Here is a 15,931-nt window from a genome sequence, read left to right on the forward strand (position 1 = left end):
TGGCATCGGAGGGTGCGGATCCGACAGCCACGTCCGGAGGCGATCCGGCGTGAGATCAGGCCGCGCTCGGATCTCCGAAAGCGGCGGCGCTGCATCCGTTGCGGTTCGGGCTTGCCCAGGATTGTGGCAGGAGACGCACCAGGTCTCGGTAATGACCCGTCCTCTTGCGCTGTCGCCGGCTGCTCCTACAATGCACGGGGTCAGGGCCGCCACTGCCGATACGGCGATGAGTGCACCAACCCTCATTCGGCCCTCCTCATCCAAATCGGAGCTCGCGGTGAGTGCGACGCTCTCCGGATGACAAGCAATACACCATGTTGCGCTTGCCAGGGCGCGGCAGCAAGGATCTGCCCCCGGCCAAGCGCAGATGCCTCCACCTGCTGAGCGAGAGGGGCAGCGCCGACCCCCAGCCGCCTTCGATCGCCCTGTCGCTAAGAGCTTGCCTTAGGAACGCGGCGCCACTTCGGCTCCGACGCCGGCACAATGTCGCGCGTCGGGATGACACTCGCAGAAGTGCTGTAAAACCAGCTTGAGTTTGGCTGCCCGGAGCCGATCGCCGTCTTGCTGCGCGGCGTGGATCTCATCGCGCATCCAATGCCGGATCTTGCTCTTGCCCTTCTCCGTATGGGCCAAAGAGTTGCCCAATCCGATCGCAAGAATTTCCGGAAGGTGCTCGTGCTCGGCGATCAGTTCGACCTCGTCCTCGGTCAGCTCGCTCATGGCAAGGCAGTCTTCGATGGTGATCATGGCCCGACCCTCAGCTCTCTCCAGAATTGACCGCGCGCAATGGCTAGGTCCGCCGCATGTGCGGGGTGGCGACTGCTCGCTGCCCACATCGCGGACAATCTGGTAGGAAACAATCACAAGATGTGGAGCGATCGGCTTTGCGCTGGATCAATCAGCGAGGTATTCGGACCGCCTGCTCGCGCCCTCTGCGCGATTCGTTGCTCCGACTTGATGCAGCGTTAAAGCCATTACGGTGGGTCGTCCTAGAAAGAGCCCGATTAGAGGCGACGTCAGCAGAAATTTGATCGAAATCAACGCGCCCATCAACAACAGGCGCATTCTTCTCCCCCGGATGCCGGCGACGACACAAAACCCGGCGCCGGAGATCGCTCGCTTGGAGCATGACATGGTCAGGTTCTCGACCCCGATGGTCACCGCCGGAGCGGTTCTGACCTCCCTGGGGCCGCCGGCGGCATGGGCGCAGGCGCCGTCCGACGCCGACAGATACGCCTACGGTCCGCATATGATGTGGTGGGGTGGAGGATGGGGCGGCATGATCTTCGGCCCGCTGATCATGATCCTCGTCCTCGCATTGGCGATCACCGTCGCGGTTCTCCTGCTCCGTTGGGTCGGAGGACTGTGGCGGGAGGAGGCTCCGACCGGCCACACGCCGCCGAGCCGCACGCCGATCGACATCCTCAAGGAGCGGTTCGCTCGTGGCGAGATCGACAAGACTGAGTTCGAGGAGCGGCGACGCGTCCTCGGCGACTAGCCCTTCGGGCAGGAGCTGATCGCGGAGCTTCCGAAGTATCCTCGTCGCATTTTGTGACGAGCCAATCGCAGCACAGGTGGCCGATGACCTACTATTTTGCCAAGACGCTCTCCTGCAGTTTCGAGGAGGCTGTGCGGCGCGCGACCGAAGCGCTGAAGCAAGCCGGCTTCGGGATCATCAGAGAGATCGACGTCCAGGAGACGCTCAAGCGGAAGCTCGGCATCGATTTCCGGGGCTACCGCATTCTCGGCGCCTGCAATCCCCGGATGGCACATCACGCCCTGACGATCGAAGACAAGATCGGCACCATGTTGCCCCGCAACGTCATCGTGCAGGAACTCGGCTCCGGCAAGACGGAGGTGGCCGCGATCGACCCCATCGCGTCGATGCAGGCAATCGACAATCCGCGACTGCAGGAAGCGGCTAAGCAGGTGCAAACCGCGCTCAGGGATGTGATCTCAGGGCTTTGAAACTGACAGGGGCGCCTGAAGCGGCTCGATCGCCTCCCGGTCCAAAGAGGCCTTGATTTCAAAATTATACATTATATTTAATTGTATAATGATGTGACGCAGAGGTGTGCTCATGGCTCCCCGTTCATCTACCTGCGCATCGAAGCCTTTCGCGAATGTGCGCGGGAGGCGTGTCAAGACAGCACCGGAAGCTCCTGTCCGGCCTGACGTATACCCCTTCTTCGATCCTCGAAGCTCGACGGTCCAATACGTCGTCTCCGATCCGAAGACCGAGGCCTCTGCGATCATCGATCCGGTCCTGGACTTCGACGAGAAGTCCGGCGCGACCGCGACCGCCAGCGCGGACCAGATCCTCCATTACGTCGAGCAGGCCGGCTTGCATGTCGTCTGGATCCTCGACACGCACCCGCACGCGGATCATTTTTCCGCTGCCCCCTATCTCAAGGAGAAGACCGGGGCGCCGATGGCGATCGGCGAAAAGGTCGTCGCTGTCCAGGCGCTCTGGAAGGACATCTACAACACGCCGCAGTTGCCGGCCGATGGGTCCCAGTGGGACCATCTGTTCCGGGACGGCGAGGAGTTCCGGATCGGGTCGTTGGAAGGCCGGGCCATGCTCTCGCCGGGTCACACACCTGCCTCGATCACCTATGTGATCGGCGATGCCGCCTTCGTGCACGACACGCTGTTCATGCCGGACGGCGGCACGGCCCGGGCCGACTTCCCGGGCGGAGACGCTGGACGCCTGTGGGCCTCGATCCAGGAGATCCTCGGCCTGCCGGAGGACACCCGGCTGTTCACGGGCCACGACTACCAGCCCGACGGACGCGAGCCTCGCTGGGAGAGCACCGTCCGCGAGCAGAAGCAGGCGAACATCCACGTCGCGGGGAAGACGGAAGCCGAGTTCGTCGCCCTTCGCGAGGCCCGTGACCGGACCCTGCCGATGCCGAAGCTGCTGTTGCCGGCCCTTCAGGTCAACATCCGCGGCGGGTGTCTCCCGCCCCCCGAAGAGAACGGCCGCGGCTATCTGAAGATCCCGCTCGGCGCGTTCCCGAACGCGCCCTGGGATTGAGCCGGAGGCGAGATGAAGAGGTCCGAGATGCAGGCGAGGGCCAAGGAGGTCGGCAGCCTCCTCAAGAGCCTCGCCAATCCCAATCGGTTGATGATCGTGTGCACGCTGGTGGAGGGCGAGTACTCGGTCGGCCAGCTCGAGGCCGAGCTCGACATCCATCAGCCGACTTTGTCGCAGCAGCTGACCGCCTTGCGCGAGGCGGGGCTGGTCCGGACGCGGCGGGAGTCGAAGCAGATCTTCTACCGGCTGACCGAGGCCAAGGCCGTGCAACTGATCGAGGCTCTGCACACGATCTTCTGCGCCGAGGGTTTCGACGCCGAGGCAACTGCCGGCGCACAGGAGATGGCCTGAAATGAGCACGTATCTTCCGTCCCTGCTGGGCGGGATGCTGATCGGCCTGTCGGCGGCCATGCTCCTGCTGCTCAACGGCCGCATCGCCGGAATCAGCGGGATCGTCGCCAGCCTCATCCAAAGAGGTCCCATCGCCACGGCCAACGCGGACTTCATCGCCGGGCTGGTCCTGGGGCCGGTGCTCTACCGGTTCTGGATCGGTGAATGGCCGATCATGCGAATCCATGGCTCGTTGCTTCTCCTCGCGGCGGCCGGACTTCTGGTCGGGTTCGGAACACGGATAGGCTCCGGCTGCACCAGCGGTCACGGGATCGCGGGTCTCGCGCGGCTCTCGCCGCGGTCGATCGTGGCCGTGGCGACCTTCCTGGCCACTGGCATCGCGACCGTCACCCTCATGCGCTGGGGAGACCTGCCATGATCGGGCTGCTCCGGATCGGGGTCGCTGTGGCTGCGGGCCTGATCTTCGGGCTCGGACTCGCGATGTCCGGCATGATGGACCCGGCCCGGGTCCGCGGCTTCCTGGATGTCGCGGGTGGCTGGGATCCGAGCCTCGCCTTCATGCTCGGGGGCGCGGTGGCGGTGTCCGCGGTCGGGACCCTGATCATGCGCCGCCGCTCCCGTCCTGTCCTCGACCAGAGCTTCCACCTGCCGAAGAAGACGCGGATCGATCCGCCGCTGGTGGTGGGCTCCGCGATCTTTGGGATCGGCTGGGGATTAGCCGGGTTCTGCCCGGGTCCAGTGATCGCCTCGCTGGCCGTCGGGCTGTTGCCGACGGCGGTGTTCGTCGTCGCGATGCTCGCCGGTATGGCCATCCACGATCGAGCCTTCACCCGCATGGTCGGCGGGGCCGGATTCCCGGCCGGACGCCAGCCGTGATCGGATCCGTCGCCGCTACAGTGGCTTCCGGCAGCCTCGTCGGATTTACTCTCGGCTTGATCGGAGGCGGCGGGTCGATCCTGGCGACACCGCTTCTGCTTTACGTTGTCGGGATCGCCCAGCCTCACGTCGCGATTGGAACCAGCGCGCTCGCCGTAGCAATCAACGCCTTTGCGAACCTGATCGGGCATGCGCGCGCCGGCAATGTCCGCTGGCTCTGTGCCATCGTGTTCGCGCTGCTTGGGACGGCGGGTGCAGTAGGGGGATCGGCTCTCGGCAAAAGCATCGACGGAAGTCAGCTGCTCTTTCTGTTCGGCCTGGTCATGTCGCCGTGGGCGCGGCGATGCTACGGCCGCGGAAGCCGAGCCCTCCCGACCACCGGCCCGCCGACCTTCAAACCTGTCTCCTGACCGGTCTGATCGCCCTGGCTGCGGGAGCAGCCTCTGGATTCTTCGGCATTGGCGGTGGATTCCTGATCGTTCCCGCTGATCATGGCGACCGGAATGCCGATGATCGAGGCAATCGGCTCCTCGCTGCTGTCGGTCGGGAGCTTCGGGCTCGCAACCGCGGCGAACTATGGATGGTCGGGCCTGGTCGACTGGGCTGTCGCCGCCGAGTTCATCGCCGGCAGCGTCGGCGGGGGCCTGATCGGGCTGATGGTCGCCAAGCGGCTGGCCGGCTACAGGAACGTATTGAGCCGCATCATTGCGGTCCTGATCTTCACCGTCGCCGGATACGTACTCTATCGCAGCGGCACTATTCTGCTCTCCCGGACTCCTCCACCATAAGCCATCTGGGTGGCACCGGGGCCCCGATGGCTGAGCGCGCCGAATGCACCGACAGGACCAGCGCTTCACGGAGCTCGGAAAGGCGATATCCGTCAAAGTTGAGCGTGAAAGTGTGAATAGGCGCCGGGTCGTGACCCCTCATTATCACACAAAGTCAGGCGCTTACCGTGCCGAGCGGCGTCGAGACTCTCGCCGATTTACACAGCGGCCTTTGCCGCGCGTTGGGGGAGTCTTCCAAACGCATCGTACCTCCGCAGGGTCAATTGAAGTGAGGGTGGTGCTGCTCGAACGCATGGCGTAGGAGGAGATCACCGCCGTCGACGAGCCCACCCTTTACGTCGGACGGGCTTGATCGCCGGGACCCGTGTGCGGTGCAATGACACGAAGGGATCCGGTCACGTGTATAAAGATCTAGTACTCGGAACCGCCGTGATTTCCATCACGGTGCTGGTGCACACGATCGGACTGATGATCCTCACCCGGGCAATCGCCGATCTCGGCCGACACGGTCGGCTTGACCGGCAGGCTCTCGGCCGCATGGGCCTGATGGTGGCGACAGTCCTCGGCCTCTTCGTCATCCACACGGCGGAAATCTGGCTCTGGGCTCTCGCTTATGTGGCACTCGGCGCGTTCACGGCAGTGCACGACGCCCTCTATTTCTCCACCACAACTTTTTCCACCATCGGCTACGGAGATCTGGTCCTCGATCACGAGTGGCGCCTCCTCGGCGCTCTGGAAGGCGTCAGCGGCTTTCTGCTCATCGGTTGGTCCACAGCCTATTTGGTCGCCGCTTCCACCCGCCACGGGCCGTTTCGCCTTGGTGAGCATTTCTGAGACCGCGGCAGAAGTGGGTGAAATCGGATCGGGTGGCATAGACTGCAGTCACGTTTGCGGCGCGGCGATCAAGGTGAGAGAGCGCGTCAATCGCAATCAGGATGAGAGAGGTCGCCGGCCTGGTGACGCAGGTGTGAATAGGCCCGAGGTCTTGACCCGTCGATATCACGCGTAATCAGGTGCTTACCTCGCCGATCGGCGCCGAGACCCCATGCCGATTCACACCCGGTTATCCAGTGACATCCGGAGCTGGACAGGGGGCAGTTTTCCATGGCGCCCGACAGCAGGCCGCCGAACCGCCGCCGGCATCCCCCGATTGGCTGCCTTGACGAGCTCCTCTGCCAAGCGTTCGCTGGACCGTCAAAGCTGTTCCGGTGCCAGAAGTGAGGTTGTTGCTGGACCTTGGAAATAAGGGAGATGCGCCATGCCGCACTATCTCATCCAGGTTTCGTACGCCGCGCAAGCAACCAAGGCCTTGGTGGAGAACCCGCAAACAAGAAGGGAGGTTGTTGCAAAGACCTGCGAGTCGGTCGGAGGTCGCATGCACAGCCTGTTTTTCTGCTTCGGCGAGTATGATGTTGCTCTGCTGGCCGAGTTCCCCAACAACGAAGCCGCCGCCGCGGTTGCCTTGGCCACCAGCAGCTCCGGAGCGCTCAGCAAATACAGGACGACCCCGCTGCTGACGCCCGAGGAGGCGATGAGCGCGATGACGCTGGCACAGAAGGCCAGCTATACACCGCCAGCCTGACCCGCTGAGGCCGGCCGGAGGCTGAGACGCCCGTGGCGGTCGACCGGGGACGTGAGAGTGGAGACGACATCTCGCCGGCGCGGCCTTGCTGGAGACCAGGCAGCGCTGCTGAGTGGCTGTCATGTCCACTCTGACGCGGGCAACCGTCGACTCCGTCAACTTTCGCCGTTGCGCCATCGAAGTCCTGTGCGCTGGGCTTGGCCAATATTTTAAATTAACAAAGCAATAGGCGCGATTATGGCCTCAGCTGTTCAACATCGGCATGAATAGGGGTCGCTACAAGAGTAGGACGTAGGCGTCCGGAATCCATGAACAAACCGGCAACCTCATTGGATTTCCGCGGAGGAGGTCATGCTGCGGCCGGGACGTTGGTCGCCGTCCTGTGCAGGGGGCGGAAGGCGCCGCTGGGCGGGAGATCCTGGCGGTTCCAGTCGTAGGTGCCTGTCAGGTTGATGTGCTCCCAGATCTGCGGCGAGACATGGCGCAGGATCGCGTCCGGTAGGTCGTGGCCTTCGGCCCGCAGCTGACCATCTTTGTTATAACTCCATCCACATCGACATCTGATCCAAGGCCTCGAAGTCGAATGTCGCGGGTCCTTTTGTCTTGCGCCAATATTCGGATACTCCGAATTGCCGAGGCAACGATCATCAGGCTCCCCACCGGAGTGCTGTGGTGTGGACCGGGGCATCCCAGAGCCGGACGAGCTCATCGTCGAGCCGCGACACGGTGATCGAGCAGCCGGCCATGTCGAGCGAAGTGACATAGCTGCCGACCAGCGAACGGGCGATGCGGATGCCGTGCCGTGCCAGGAGCCGGGCGGCGGCGTGGTAGACGAGATAGAGCTCCGCCGCCGGAGTGCCGCCGAAGCCGTTGACGAACAGCAGCACGTCCTGCCCTGCCGCATCGCCAAGGTCACGCAGGATGGCGTCGACCAACTCCGCCACGATGGCATCGGCCGGGGCCAGGGCGACGCGCCGGCGGCCCGGTTCGCCATGGATGCCGACGCCCATCTCGATCTCGTCCTCGCCGATCGCGAAGGTCGGCCGGCCGGCGGCCGGGACGGTGCAGCTGGTCAGCGCCACGCCCATCGAGCGGGTCCGGTGATTGACCTGGTCGCCCAGCGCCTTCAGGGCGGCGAGGTCACGGCCCTCCTCGGCCGCGGCGCCGACGATCTTCTCGACCAGCAGGGTGCCGGCGACGCCGCGCCGCCCGGTCGAGAAGGACGAGGCCTCGACCGCGACGTCGTCGTCGGTGAGCACCGTCATGACCGGCCCACCGATCATCTCGGCGGCCATCTCGAAGTTCATGACGTCGCCTTCGTAGTTCTTGACGATCAGCAGCAGCCCGGCCCCGCCGTCGACGGCAGCTGCGGCGGCCACCATCTGGTCCGGCGTCGGCGAGGTGAAGATCTGTCCGGGGCAGGCCGCGTCCAGCATGCCCAGGCCAACGAAGCCGGCATGCAGCGGCTCGTGCCCGCTGCCGCCGCCCGAGATCAGCGCCACCTTGCCCGGCACCGGCCTAGCCCGGCGGACGAACCGGCACTCCCCGTCCAGGGCGACGATGTCGGCGTGGGCCGCGGCAAAGCCCTGCAGGCTTTCCGTCAGCACCGTCTCGACCGAGTTGATCAGCTTCTTCATCGTCCTGCCTCCCTTGAGCTTACCTCAAATCAGCTGTCCTCGATCAGGCGGGCCACGCCATGGACCAGGTCGTCGACCAATGTCTCGAGCTCCCGGTTCTTCCGGTCGCTGCCGAGATCTGGCAGGTAGATGGTGTGGGCGCGCACGCGCCGGTGCTCGCGGCCGGATTTCAGCCGGTGCGGATGCGCCCGCTCATAGGCCTCGAGGAAGCGCCGCCGCGCCTCCGACGGGAAATGGCAGATGTCGAGGATGACGTCGATGTGGCTGGCCGGGATCGGCACCGGATAGGCCGGGCCGGTGATCTGGGTGACGAAGCTGCGGTTCTTGCCCAGCGCCGCGGCCAGGCGCGAGCGGGTGCCGGAGGGCCGGTTGTCCAGCACCTCCTTGAGGATGGCCTTGTAGGCGGCGACCGGATCCTGGGGCAGGGTGTCCATGCCGCTCATGCCCCGAGATCGGCGGCCGCGATCGCCGCCTTGGTCCGGGCGACGGCGGCCGGCGCCATCGACAGGCTGCGCAGCCCCGCCCGCAGCAGGGCGGGCACGAAGGCGGGGTCGCCGGCCATGTCGCCGCACAGGCTGACCTCGATCCCCTGCCGCGCCCCAGCGGCCGCGACCTCGGCGATCAGGCGCAGCACCGCGGGGTTGCCGGGGTCGGCGAGATCCGCCACCGCGCCGGTGTCGCGGGCGGCGGCGGTGACGTACTGGGTCAGGTCGTTGCTGCCGATCGACAGGAAATCGGCGACGAAGCGGTCGATTGCCAGCGCCGCGGCCGGCACCTCGACCATCATGCCGAGCGGCGGGCGTCGGGCCGGGATGCCGGCCGCGGTCAGCTCCGCCACCGCATCGTCGAGCATGCGGCCTGCCGCCGCCATCTCGGCCGGCACGGTCACCATCGGGATCATGATCTTGAGCGGCCCGTGCACCGCGGCCCGCGCCAGGGCGCGCAGCTGGATCCGGAACGGCCCGGGCCTGGCCAGCGACAGCCGGATGCCGCGGGTGCCGAGGAAGGGGTTGCTCTCGCCGTCGACGGTGAGGCCGGGGATCGGCTTGTCGCCGCCGGCGTCGAGGGTGCGGATCGTCACCGGCCGCCCCTGCGCCCAGGCGACGATCCGGCTGTAGGCCGCGACCTGCCGCGCCTCGTCCGGCAGCCCGCCGCCGTGGAACAGGAATTCGGTGCGGACCAGGCCGACGCCGTCGCAGATCGCGGGGTCGATCCGGCCCAGCTCGGCCGGATCGGCGAGGTTGATCAGCACCGCGATTGGGACACCGCCGCGGGTGACGGCCGGCTGTCGGACCGTCGCCTCGGCTGCGCGCTCCACGGCCTCCATGGCGGCCCGGCGCCGGCGGAATTCGTCTTTCGCCGCCGCCGGCGGGTCGAGCCACACGGTGCCGGCCGAGCCGTCGACGATCGCCTCCGTCCCCCCGTCCAGGATGGCGGCGCCGAGCCCGACCACCATCGGCACCCTGCGGGACCGCGCCAGCATCGCCACATGGCTGGTCGGGCTGCTGGCAGCGAGGGCAATGGCACCGCCACCGGTCCAGTCGGTGGCGAGAAACCGCGACGGCGTCAGATCCTCCGCCACCAGCACCGCGCCGGACGGCGGCGGCGCCTCGTCGCCCATGCCGGCAAGATGGCCCAGCACCCGATCTCGAAGGTCCGTCAGATCGGCGGTGCGGGCCTGGAAATACTCCTCACCCGCAGTCTCGTACTCGGCGATCTGGATCTCGACCGCCTGCCGCCAGGCCGCGTCGGCGGCCGCGCCGGCAGCGATCACGGCCAGGGCGGGCTCCCGCAGCGCCTCGTCTTCCAGCATCGCCACCTGGAACTCCAGGATCCCCGCGCCGTCCTCGCCGGCGGTTTCCGTCAGTGTCGCGAGATCGGCGATGGCGGCCTCGATCGCCGCGAGCAGATCCTCCGTTTCCTGCATCGGATCCCCGCTGGATCGGCGCGCCGCCATTGACTTGGCCAGCCGGACCACGGGTCCGATCGCGAGGCCCGGGGCGGCGGGGCGGCCGGCGAGGTCAGACCGAGGCGGCATTCGGCACCGCCTCGTCGAAATCCCGCGCGACCAGGCCGATCAGCGCCTCGACCGCCGCAGCGGCATCAGGGCCGGCGGCACGGAAATGCAGCACCGTGTCCTTCGGCGCCTTGGTCGCCATCACCTTGACGATGCTCTTGGCGTCGACCCAGGGGCCGGCCTCCGACGCCGCCAGCTCGACCCGCGCCGCATAGGCCTTGGCCAGCTTGGTCAGCTTCACCGAAGGGCGCGCGTGGAGCCCGACCTCATGGGTCAGCAGCACCGTCCCGGATGCGTTCGGTTCCGTCATCGCCTGCCCGCTCACGCTCCGCGTCTCATTGCGGCGACAGCTCCTCGGCCATGCGCCGGACCTCGTCCAGCAGCGACCCGCCGGAGGCCTCGGTCGCAGCGATCACCGCGCCCTCGACGATCGGCGCGTTGCAGATCGCGACGCGATTCCGCCGCGCCTCCGGCAGCATCTCGACCGCCATCTCGCTGTTGGTCTCGGCCCCGCCGAGATCGACCAGCACGGCCACGCCGGCATCGGACCAGGCCTGGTCGATCGCCGCCAGGATCGCCCCGACATCGGTGCCCAGCCCACCATCGGGGTTGCCGCCGCACCAGGCGAGCGGGACCTCGGGGCCGACCATCTGCCGTACCATGTCGGCGGTGCCCTTCGCCACGTCCGGCGAGTGCGACACGATGACGATGCCGACATTGCTCATGCTGCGCTCTCCAGGGCCTCGGTGACGGCGGCGACGATCAGCGCGCTGGAGCGCGCGCCGGGATCCATATGGCCGATGCTGCGTGGCCCGAGGAAGGAGGCGCGGCCGCGGGTCGCCAGCATCGGCACCGTCGCCTCGGCCGCCTGGTCAGCGGCGCGGCGCAGGGCGGGGCCGAGCGGCCCGTCGGCCTCGGCCAGCGCCCGCTGCACCGGGGCCAGCACGTCGAGCATCGTCTTCTGCCCCGGCTCCGACTTGCCGCGGGCCTGCACCGCCGCGATGGCGGCCGCCAGCGCCCGGGCCGCGTCGGCGCGGGTCGGGGCCGCCGGCAGCTCCTTGCCGAGGGCCAGGAACAGGGTGCCGTAGAGCGGGCCGGAGGCGCCGCCGACCTTCATCACCAGCGTGGTGCCGATCGCGCGCAGCGCCTCGGGCAGCGGCTTGGCCGCGGTGGCGTCGAGCTCGGCCAGCACCGCGCCGAAGCCGCGGCGCAGGTTGATGCCGTGGTCGCCGTCGCCGATCGCCTGGTCTAGGGCGGTCAGCTCCTCGGCATGCGCCGCGATCCGCTCCGCCACCGCGCGGATCGTCGCCTTCAGGAGATCGGCCGGGACGTCCATGCTCCCTCTCATGCCGTGCGGATGCGGTTGCCGTCCGCATCGAAGAACAGGGGGGCGGCGAGCTCCAGCCCGACCTCGTCGCCGGGGCGCAGCGCCGTGTCGGCCTCGACCAGCGACACCAGCCGCCGCTCGCCGATCAGGAGGTGCAGATAGGTCTGGTCGCCGAGATGCTCGATCCAGTCGACCCGGGCCCGGGCATGGCCGTTGGGCGGCCCGCGATGCACCTGCAGATGCTCGGTCCGGGCCCCGATCAGCCGGGCCGCCGCGGGCAGGCCGGGGCAGGGCATCAGGTCGTGCGGGATCAGGTTGATCCCGGGCTGGCCCAGCCGGGTGGCGACATGGGCGCTGACCGGGTCGCCGTAGATCTCGCGCGGGGTGCCGATCTGGACCAGCCGCCCGCGGTCGATCACGCCGATCCGGCTGGCCATGGTCATGGCCTCGATCTGGTCGTGGGTGACGTAGAGGATGGTGGCGCCCAGGTCGCGCTGGATGTGCTTCAGCTCCAGCCGCAGATCGGCGCGCAGCTTGGCGTCGAGCGAGGACAGCGGCTCGTCCATCAGGAAGGCCTGCGGGTCGCGCACCAGGGCCCGGCCTATGGCCACGCGCTGCATCTCGCCGCCGGACAGCCGGGTCGCTTTGTTGCCGAGCTTGGAAGCGATCCGCAGCAGCTCCGCCACCGCCTCGACCCGCTGGCGGATCTCGCGCTCCGGCACCCGCCGGGTCGGCGAGCGCAGCGGGAAGGCGAGGTTGTCGTAGACCGTCAGATGCGGGTACAGCGAGTATTGCTGGAACACGAAGGCGACGTCGCGGACGGCCGGGGCCAGGGCGCCGACATCGACGCCGCCGATCAGGATCCGGCCGGCATCCGCCCGCTCCAGCCCGGCGATCAGGCGCAGCGTGGTGGTCTTGCCGGCGCCGGTCGGGCCCAGCAGCACCACGAACTCGCCGTCGCCGACGGTCAGGTCCAGGCCGTCGACCGCCACGAGGTCGCCGAAGCGCTTGGTCACGCCGGAGAGCGCCAGCTCAGCCATGGGGCCGGCCCTCCTCGCCCTGTCCTTGCCCATGCTGGGCGGTGCGGATCGCGCGGCCGGTGGCGCCGTCGAACAGCGACAGCCGCTCCGCCGCCAGGCTCATCCGCACCGTCTCGCCGGCGCGCACCGGCAGCGCCGCAGGCAGCCGCGCCTTGATCGGGCCGCGCGGCGTGTCGATGGCGACGATCTGGGTGGTGCCGAGATATTCGGTGCCGAACACCGTGCCTTTGAGCGGCCCGGCCCTGTCCAGCCGGACATGCTCAGGCCGCAGGCCCAGCACCAGCTCGCCCTCGGCCACGTCCTCGCGGATCTCCGGCACTGGGATCGCCATGCCGTCGATGGTGACGGCGCGGTCGCCGCGGGCGACCCGGCCCTGGAACGGCAGGAAGCCCATCGGCGGGCTGCCGATGAAATCGGCCACGAACATGCTGGCCGGGCGCTCATAGATCTCGCGCGGCGTACCGAACTGCTCGATCACGCCGCGATTCATCACCGCGATCTTGTCGGCCATCGCCATGGCCTCGAGCTGGTCGTGGGTGACGTAGACCGTGGTTGCGCCCAGCCGGTTGTGCAGCCCCCGCAACTCGCCGCACATCAGCGCCCGGAACTCGGTGTCGAGCGCGCCCAGCGGCTCGTCCATCAGGAAGGCCTGCGGCTCGCGCACCAGGGCCCGGCCCAGCGCCACGCGCTGGCGGTCGCCGCCGGACAGGCCGGAGACTGGGCGGTCGAGCAGGTGGTCGATGCGCAGCAGCCGCGCCGCCTCCTCGACCCGCCGCGCGATCTCCCGCGCCGGCATACCCTGGCATTTCAGCGGGAAGCCGACGTTTCGGCGCACATTCATATGCGGGTAGAGGGCGAAAAGCTGGAACACGAAGGCGATATCGCGCGCCCGGGCACGGTCGAAGGTGACGTCGCGCCCGCCTAGGAGGATACGACCGGCGGTCGGCAGCTCCAGCCCCGCGATCATGCGCAGGGTGGTGGTCTTGCCGCAGCCGGACGGGCCCAGCAGGACGAAGAACTCGCCGTCGGCGACCGTGAAGCCGGAATCCCGCACCGCGGTGAAGTCGGCGAAGGCCTTGTGCAGATGCTCGACCCGGATCTCGGCCATCGTCGCCTCTCAATCCGGGAAGTGGCTGACGATGATGAAGCCGACCGTGCCGGCCAGGATCGTCACGAAGGACCAGGAGTAGAGCGTCAGCGACACCGGCTGCATCAGCATGACGATGCCGATGGCGATCGCCGCGGTCGCCGCCGCCTCCCACGGCCCGCGGCGGAACAACCGGCGGCGCTTGGGGACGGGGAGGGGAGGGGCCGCGCTCATTTCCGCACCGCGCCGAAAGTGATGCCGCGCAGCAAATGGCGCCGCAGCAGGATAGTGAAGACCAGGATCGGCACCAGGAAGATCGTGGTCCCGGCGGCCACCGCCGGCCAGTCCTGCCCGCCCTCGCCGATGATGATCGGGATGAAGGGCGGCGCGGTCTGGGCGGTGCCGGAGGTCAGGAGGACGGCGAAGGCGTATTCGTTCCAGGCGAAGATCAGGCAGAAGATCGCGGTCGCGGCGATGCCGGTCGCGGCCTGCGGCAGCACCACCTTCACGAAGGCCTGGAAGCGGGTGTAGCCGTCGATCAGCGCCGCCTCCTCGTATTCGCGCGGGATCTCGTCGATGAAGCCCTTCAAGAGCCACACCGCGAGCGAGATGTTGACCGAGGTGTAGAGCAGGATCATGCCCAGCCGCGTGTCGGACAGGCCGATCTCGCGGTACATCAGGTAGATCGGGATGGCGACCGCGATCGGCGGCATCATCCGGGTCGACAGGATGAAGAACAGCAGGTCGTCCTTCAACGGCACCCGGAAGCGCGAGAAGCCATAGGCCGCGAGCGTGCCCAGCCCCACCGCCAGCACGGTCGACCCGAAGGCGATGATCAGCGAGTTGATGAAGCGCGGGATGTAGTTCGACGGCCCGGCAATCACCATGTTGCGCGACCGGGCATCCTCCTCGCACAGGCCCTGCGGCGGGCCCAGGCTCTGGATGAATTCCGGCGTCTGGCGGGTGCGGGTGGTGAACAGGTTGCAGTAGCCCTCGAGCGTGGGGGTGAACACCACCTTGGGCGGGTAGGAGATCGAATCCTGCGGCGACTTCAGCGAGGTCAGCCCGATCCACAAGAGCGGGATCATGGTGATGACCGCGTAGAGGATCACGACCGCGCCGGCGAAGCGGCGCCCGGCCGGCGTCGGCTCGACCACGGAATGGGCGGTGTTGGCGGCGCTCATCGCTGCTTCACCCGGTTGAGGGCCTTGACGTAGATGTTGGCCAGGCCGAACACGCTGACGAACAGGATCACGGCGAAGGCCGAGGAATAGCCGGTGCGCCAGCTCTCGAAGGCGGCGCGCTTCAGGGTGATCGACGCCACTTCGGTGGTCGATCCCGGTCCCCCGCCGGTCAGCAGGTTGACCATGTCGAACATCTTGAAGTTCTCGATGCCGCGGAACAGCACCGCCAGCATGATGAAGGGCAGCGCCATCGGCACGGTGATCGACCAGAACCGCCGCCAGGCCGAGGCGCGGTCGACCTCCGCCGCCTCGTAGATGTAGTCGGGGATCGAGCGCAGCCCGGCCAGGCAGATCAGCATCACATAGGGCGTCCACATCCAGGCATCGACGATGATGATCGCCCAGGGGCTGAGGGTGACGTCGCCCAGCATCTGGAAGGAGGACGGGTCGGCGCCGGTGAAGAAGGTGACCACGTAGTTGAACAGCCCGATCTGCGGCTGATACAGGAAGGTCCAGAAGTTCCCGACCACCGCCGGCGACAGCATCATCGGCAGCAGGATGATGGTGGTCCACATGCCGTGGCCGCGGAACTTCCGGTCGATCAGCATGGCCAGGGCGAAGCCCAGCAGCGTCTCGATCACGATCGTCCAGATCACGAAATGCGCGGTCACCTGCATCGCCGCCCAGATGTCGGGATCGGTCAGGATGCGCTGGTACCAGTCGAGCCCGACCCAGTTGACCGGCGCGTTCGGCCGGTTGGCCCGGTAGTTCGTGAAGGACAGATAGACCGTCCAGACCAGCGGGAAGATGTTGATCGCCAGCAGCAGCAGGATGGTCGGCGTGATGAACAGCCAGGCGATCGCCTTGTCCGACAGGCCCCGGACCCGGCGCGCCACCCCGATCGGGGTCGCAGCGGCGGCGCGGAGCGCAAGCTGGGTCGGCGTGCTCAGATCGTTCATGGATCCGGACCGGTGGGTGGGGCGGGGGCTCGGATGGGCGGGGCCG

The 15,931-nt window shown here is 67.6% G+C and carries 23 protein-coding genes; 10 read left to right on the forward strand and 13 right to left on the reverse strand.

What is annotated here, in order from left to right; genetic code table 11:
* Positions 1 to 444 precede the first annotated feature (444 nt).
* Positions 445 to 747: a hypothetical protein gene (locus tag AAHM41_RS23760; protein WP_342239067.1), complete on the reverse strand. Its 303-nt coding sequence runs from the start codon at positions 745 to 747 to the stop codon at positions 445 to 447.
* Between the two features lie 280 nt (positions 748 to 1,027).
* On the opposite strand from AAHM41_RS23760, the gene AAHM41_RS23765 reads away from it, so the two are divergent.
* The 10 genes from AAHM41_RS23765 (at position 1,028) to AAHM41_RS23805 (ending at position 6,634) form a co-directional block, all read left to right on the forward strand.
* Complete coding sequence (locus AAHM41_RS23765) at positions 1,028 to 1,498, forward strand: SHOCT domain-containing protein (RefSeq protein WP_342239068.1); 471 nt, start codon at positions 1,028 to 1,030, stop codon at positions 1,496 to 1,498.
* A gap of 83 nt (positions 1,499 to 1,581) precedes the next feature.
* A complete protein-coding gene (locus AAHM41_RS23770) occupies positions 1,582 to 1,968 on the forward strand; it encodes a DUF302 domain-containing protein (protein WP_342239069.1) in 387 nt (128 codons plus the stop codon).
* A 112-nt stretch (positions 1,969 to 2,080) separates the two neighbouring features.
* Positions 2,081 to 3,037 carry an MBL fold metallo-hydrolase gene (locus AAHM41_RS23775; protein WP_342239070.1) on the forward strand — a complete coding sequence of 319 codons (957 nt, stop codon included), beginning with the start codon at positions 2,081 to 2,083 and terminating at the stop codon, positions 3,035 to 3,037.
* 12 nt (positions 3,038 to 3,049) lie between these two features.
* On the forward strand, positions 3,050 to 3,388 hold the full coding sequence (gene bigR, locus AAHM41_RS23780; RefSeq protein WP_342239071.1) for a sulfite-sensing transcriptional repressor BigR: 339 nt from the start codon (positions 3,050 to 3,052) through the stop codon (positions 3,386 to 3,388).
* A gap of 1 nt (position 3,389) precedes the next feature.
* Complete coding sequence (locus AAHM41_RS23785; protein ID WP_342239072.1) at positions 3,390 to 3,806, forward strand: YeeE/YedE family protein; 417 nt, start codon at positions 3,390 to 3,392, stop codon at positions 3,804 to 3,806.
* Positions 3,803 to 4,264: a YeeE/YedE family protein gene (locus tag AAHM41_RS23790; protein WP_342239073.1), complete on the forward strand. Its 462-nt coding sequence runs from the start codon at positions 3,803 to 3,805 to the stop codon at positions 4,262 to 4,264. Before AAHM41_RS23785 ends, AAHM41_RS23790 begins: the two co-directional genes overlap by 4 nt.
* Positions 4,261 to 4,674, forward strand: a complete 414-nt coding sequence (locus AAHM41_RS40690) for a TSUP family transporter (RefSeq protein ID WP_446719479.1) — start codon at positions 4,261 to 4,263, stop codon at positions 4,672 to 4,674. The genes AAHM41_RS23790 and AAHM41_RS40690 overlap by 4 nt, the downstream gene beginning before the upstream one ends.
* 81 nt (positions 4,675 to 4,755) lie before the next feature.
* On the forward strand, positions 4,756 to 5,052 hold the full coding sequence (locus tag AAHM41_RS40695; RefSeq protein ID WP_446719480.1) for a TSUP family transporter: 297 nt from the start codon (positions 4,756 to 4,758) through the stop codon (positions 5,050 to 5,052).
* 429 nt (positions 5,053 to 5,481) lie between these two features.
* Positions 5,482 to 5,886, forward strand: coding sequence for a potassium channel family protein (locus tag AAHM41_RS23800; protein WP_342239074.1), 405 nt, complete (start codon positions 5,482 to 5,484; stop codon positions 5,884 to 5,886).
* Positions 5,887 to 6,310: 424 nt separating this feature from the next.
* Positions 6,311 to 6,634: a GYD domain-containing protein gene (locus AAHM41_RS23805; RefSeq protein WP_342239075.1), complete on the forward strand. Its 324-nt coding sequence runs from the start codon at positions 6,311 to 6,313 to the stop codon at positions 6,632 to 6,634.
* A 349-nt stretch (positions 6,635 to 6,983) separates the two neighbouring features.
* Here AAHM41_RS23805 and AAHM41_RS40700 read toward each other — a convergent pair whose 3' ends face one another.
* From AAHM41_RS40700 to AAHM41_RS23860, 12 genes are read right to left on the reverse strand one after another with little or no spacing between them, the layout of a single operon-like run.
* Entirely contained in the window at positions 6,984 to 7,397 is a 414-nt protein-coding gene (locus AAHM41_RS40700) for a Tn3 family transposase (protein ID WP_446719481.1), read from the reverse strand.
* Positions 7,282 to 8,271 carry a dihydroxyacetone kinase subunit DhaK gene (gene dhaK, locus AAHM41_RS23810; protein ID WP_342239076.1) on the reverse strand — a complete coding sequence of 330 codons (990 nt, stop codon included), beginning with the start codon at positions 8,269 to 8,271 and terminating at the stop codon, positions 7,282 to 7,284. The genes AAHM41_RS40700 and dhaK overlap by 116 nt, the downstream gene beginning before the upstream one ends.
* A gap of 29 nt (positions 8,272 to 8,300) precedes the next feature.
* Entirely contained in the window at positions 8,301 to 8,705 is a 405-nt protein-coding gene (locus AAHM41_RS23815; RefSeq protein ID WP_342239077.1) for a hypothetical protein, read from the reverse strand.
* A gap of 5 nt (positions 8,706 to 8,710) precedes the next feature.
* A complete protein-coding gene (gene ptsP / locus AAHM41_RS23820; protein WP_342239078.1) occupies positions 8,711 to 10,309 on the reverse strand; it encodes a phosphoenolpyruvate--protein phosphotransferase in 1,599 nt (532 codons plus the stop codon).
* Positions 10,293 to 10,598, reverse strand: a complete 306-nt coding sequence (locus AAHM41_RS23825) for an HPr family phosphocarrier protein (RefSeq protein ID WP_342239079.1) — start codon at positions 10,596 to 10,598, stop codon at positions 10,293 to 10,295. The genes ptsP and AAHM41_RS23825 overlap by 17 nt, the downstream gene beginning before the upstream one ends.
* Before the next feature lie 25 nt (positions 10,599 to 10,623).
* On the reverse strand, positions 10,624 to 11,013 hold the full coding sequence (gene dhaM, locus AAHM41_RS23830) for a dihydroxyacetone kinase phosphoryl donor subunit DhaM (protein ID WP_342239080.1): 390 nt from the start codon (positions 11,011 to 11,013) through the stop codon (positions 10,624 to 10,626).
* Entirely contained in the window at positions 11,010 to 11,624 is a 615-nt protein-coding gene (gene dhaL, locus AAHM41_RS23835) for a dihydroxyacetone kinase subunit DhaL (RefSeq protein ID WP_342239081.1), read from the reverse strand. The genes dhaM and dhaL overlap by 4 nt, the downstream gene beginning before the upstream one ends.
* An 8-nt stretch (positions 11,625 to 11,632) precedes the next feature.
* Positions 11,633 to 12,655, reverse strand: coding sequence for an ABC transporter ATP-binding protein (locus AAHM41_RS23840; protein ID WP_342239082.1), 1,023 nt, complete (start codon positions 12,653 to 12,655; stop codon positions 11,633 to 11,635).
* Positions 12,648 to 13,763, reverse strand: a complete 1,116-nt coding sequence (locus AAHM41_RS23845) for an ABC transporter ATP-binding protein (RefSeq protein ID WP_342239083.1) — start codon at positions 13,761 to 13,763, stop codon at positions 12,648 to 12,650. The genes AAHM41_RS23840 and AAHM41_RS23845 overlap by 8 nt, the downstream gene beginning before the upstream one ends.
* Before the next feature lie 9 nt (positions 13,764 to 13,772).
* A complete protein-coding gene (locus AAHM41_RS23850) occupies positions 13,773 to 13,976 on the reverse strand; it encodes a hypothetical protein (protein WP_342239084.1) in 204 nt (67 codons plus the stop codon).
* A complete protein-coding gene (locus AAHM41_RS23855; RefSeq protein ID WP_342239085.1) occupies positions 13,973 to 14,926 on the reverse strand; it encodes a carbohydrate ABC transporter permease in 954 nt (317 codons plus the stop codon). Before AAHM41_RS23855 ends, AAHM41_RS23850 begins: the two co-directional genes overlap by 4 nt.
* Positions 14,923 to 15,885 (reverse strand): carbohydrate ABC transporter permease, encoded by a 963-nt coding sequence (locus tag AAHM41_RS23860; protein WP_342239086.1) that lies wholly within the window; start codon positions 15,883 to 15,885, stop codon positions 14,923 to 14,925. Before AAHM41_RS23860 ends, AAHM41_RS23855 begins: the two co-directional genes overlap by 4 nt.
* Positions 15,886 to 15,931: the final 46 nt, after the last annotated feature.

The organism is Inquilinus sp. OTU3971 (genome assembly GCF_038440215.1).

What these genes read in the sequence shown, in the direction of transcription:
- dhaM (WP_342239080.1), bottom strand. Translation starts at nt 11,013, where the DNA reads ATGAGCAATGTCGGCATCGTCATCGTGTCGCACTCGCCGGACGTGGCG.
- AAHM41_RS23825 (WP_342239079.1), bottom strand. Translation starts at nt 10,598, where the DNA reads ATGACGGAACCGAACGCATCCGGGACGGTGCTGCTGACCCATGAGGTC.
- bigR (WP_342239071.1), top strand. Translation starts at nt 3,050, where the DNA reads ATGAAGAGGTCCGAGATGCAGGCGAGGGCCAAGGAGGTCGGCAGCCTC.
- AAHM41_RS23815 (WP_342239077.1), bottom strand. Translation starts at nt 8,705, where the DNA reads ATGGACACCCTGCCCCAGGATCCGGTCGCCGCCTACAAGGCCATCCTC.
- AAHM41_RS40700 (WP_446719481.1), bottom strand. Translation starts at nt 7,397, where the DNA reads ATGTCACTTCGCTCGACATGGCCGGCTGCTCGATCACCGTGTCGCGGC.
- AAHM41_RS23860 (WP_342239086.1), bottom strand. Translation starts at nt 15,885, where the DNA reads ATGAACGATCTGAGCACGCCGACCCAGCTTGCGCTCCGCGCCGCCGCT.
- AAHM41_RS23785 (WP_342239072.1), top strand. Translation starts at nt 3,390, where the DNA reads ATGAGCACGTATCTTCCGTCCCTGCTGGGCGGGATGCTGATCGGCCTG.
- dhaL (WP_342239081.1), bottom strand. Translation starts at nt 11,624, where the DNA reads ATGGACGTCCCGGCCGATCTCCTGAAGGCGACGATCCGCGCGGTGGCG.
- dhaK (WP_342239076.1), bottom strand. Translation starts at nt 8,271, where the DNA reads ATGAAGAAGCTGATCAACTCGGTCGAGACGGTGCTGACGGAAAGCCTG.
- AAHM41_RS23840 (WP_342239082.1), bottom strand. Translation starts at nt 12,655, where the DNA reads ATGGCTGAGCTGGCGCTCTCCGGCGTGACCAAGCGCTTCGGCGACCTC.
- AAHM41_RS23790 (WP_342239073.1), top strand. Translation starts at nt 3,803, where the DNA reads ATGATCGGGCTGCTCCGGATCGGGGTCGCTGTGGCTGCGGGCCTGATC.
- AAHM41_RS23850 (WP_342239084.1), bottom strand. Translation starts at nt 13,976, where the DNA reads ATGAGCGCGGCCCCTCCCCTCCCCGTCCCCAAGCGCCGCCGGTTGTTC.
- AAHM41_RS23805 (WP_342239075.1), top strand. Translation starts at nt 6,311, where the DNA reads ATGCCGCACTATCTCATCCAGGTTTCGTACGCCGCGCAAGCAACCAAG.
- AAHM41_RS40695 (WP_446719480.1), top strand. Translation starts at nt 4,756, where the DNA reads ATGGCGACCGGAATGCCGATGATCGAGGCAATCGGCTCCTCGCTGCTG.
- AAHM41_RS23770 (WP_342239069.1), top strand. Translation starts at nt 1,582, where the DNA reads ATGACCTACTATTTTGCCAAGACGCTCTCCTGCAGTTTCGAGGAGGCT.
- AAHM41_RS23760 (WP_342239067.1), bottom strand. Translation starts at nt 747, where the DNA reads ATGATCACCATCGAAGACTGCCTTGCCATGAGCGAGCTGACCGAGGAC.
- AAHM41_RS23775 (WP_342239070.1), top strand. Translation starts at nt 2,081, where the DNA reads ATGGCTCCCCGTTCATCTACCTGCGCATCGAAGCCTTTCGCGAATGTG.
- ptsP (WP_342239078.1), bottom strand. Translation starts at nt 10,309, where the DNA reads ATGCCGCCTCGGTCTGACCTCGCCGGCCGCCCCGCCGCCCCGGGCCTC.
- AAHM41_RS23855 (WP_342239085.1), bottom strand. Translation starts at nt 14,926, where the DNA reads ATGAGCGCCGCCAACACCGCCCATTCCGTGGTCGAGCCGACGCCGGCC.
- AAHM41_RS23845 (WP_342239083.1), bottom strand. Translation starts at nt 13,763, where the DNA reads ATGGCCGAGATCCGGGTCGAGCATCTGCACAAGGCCTTCGCCGACTTC.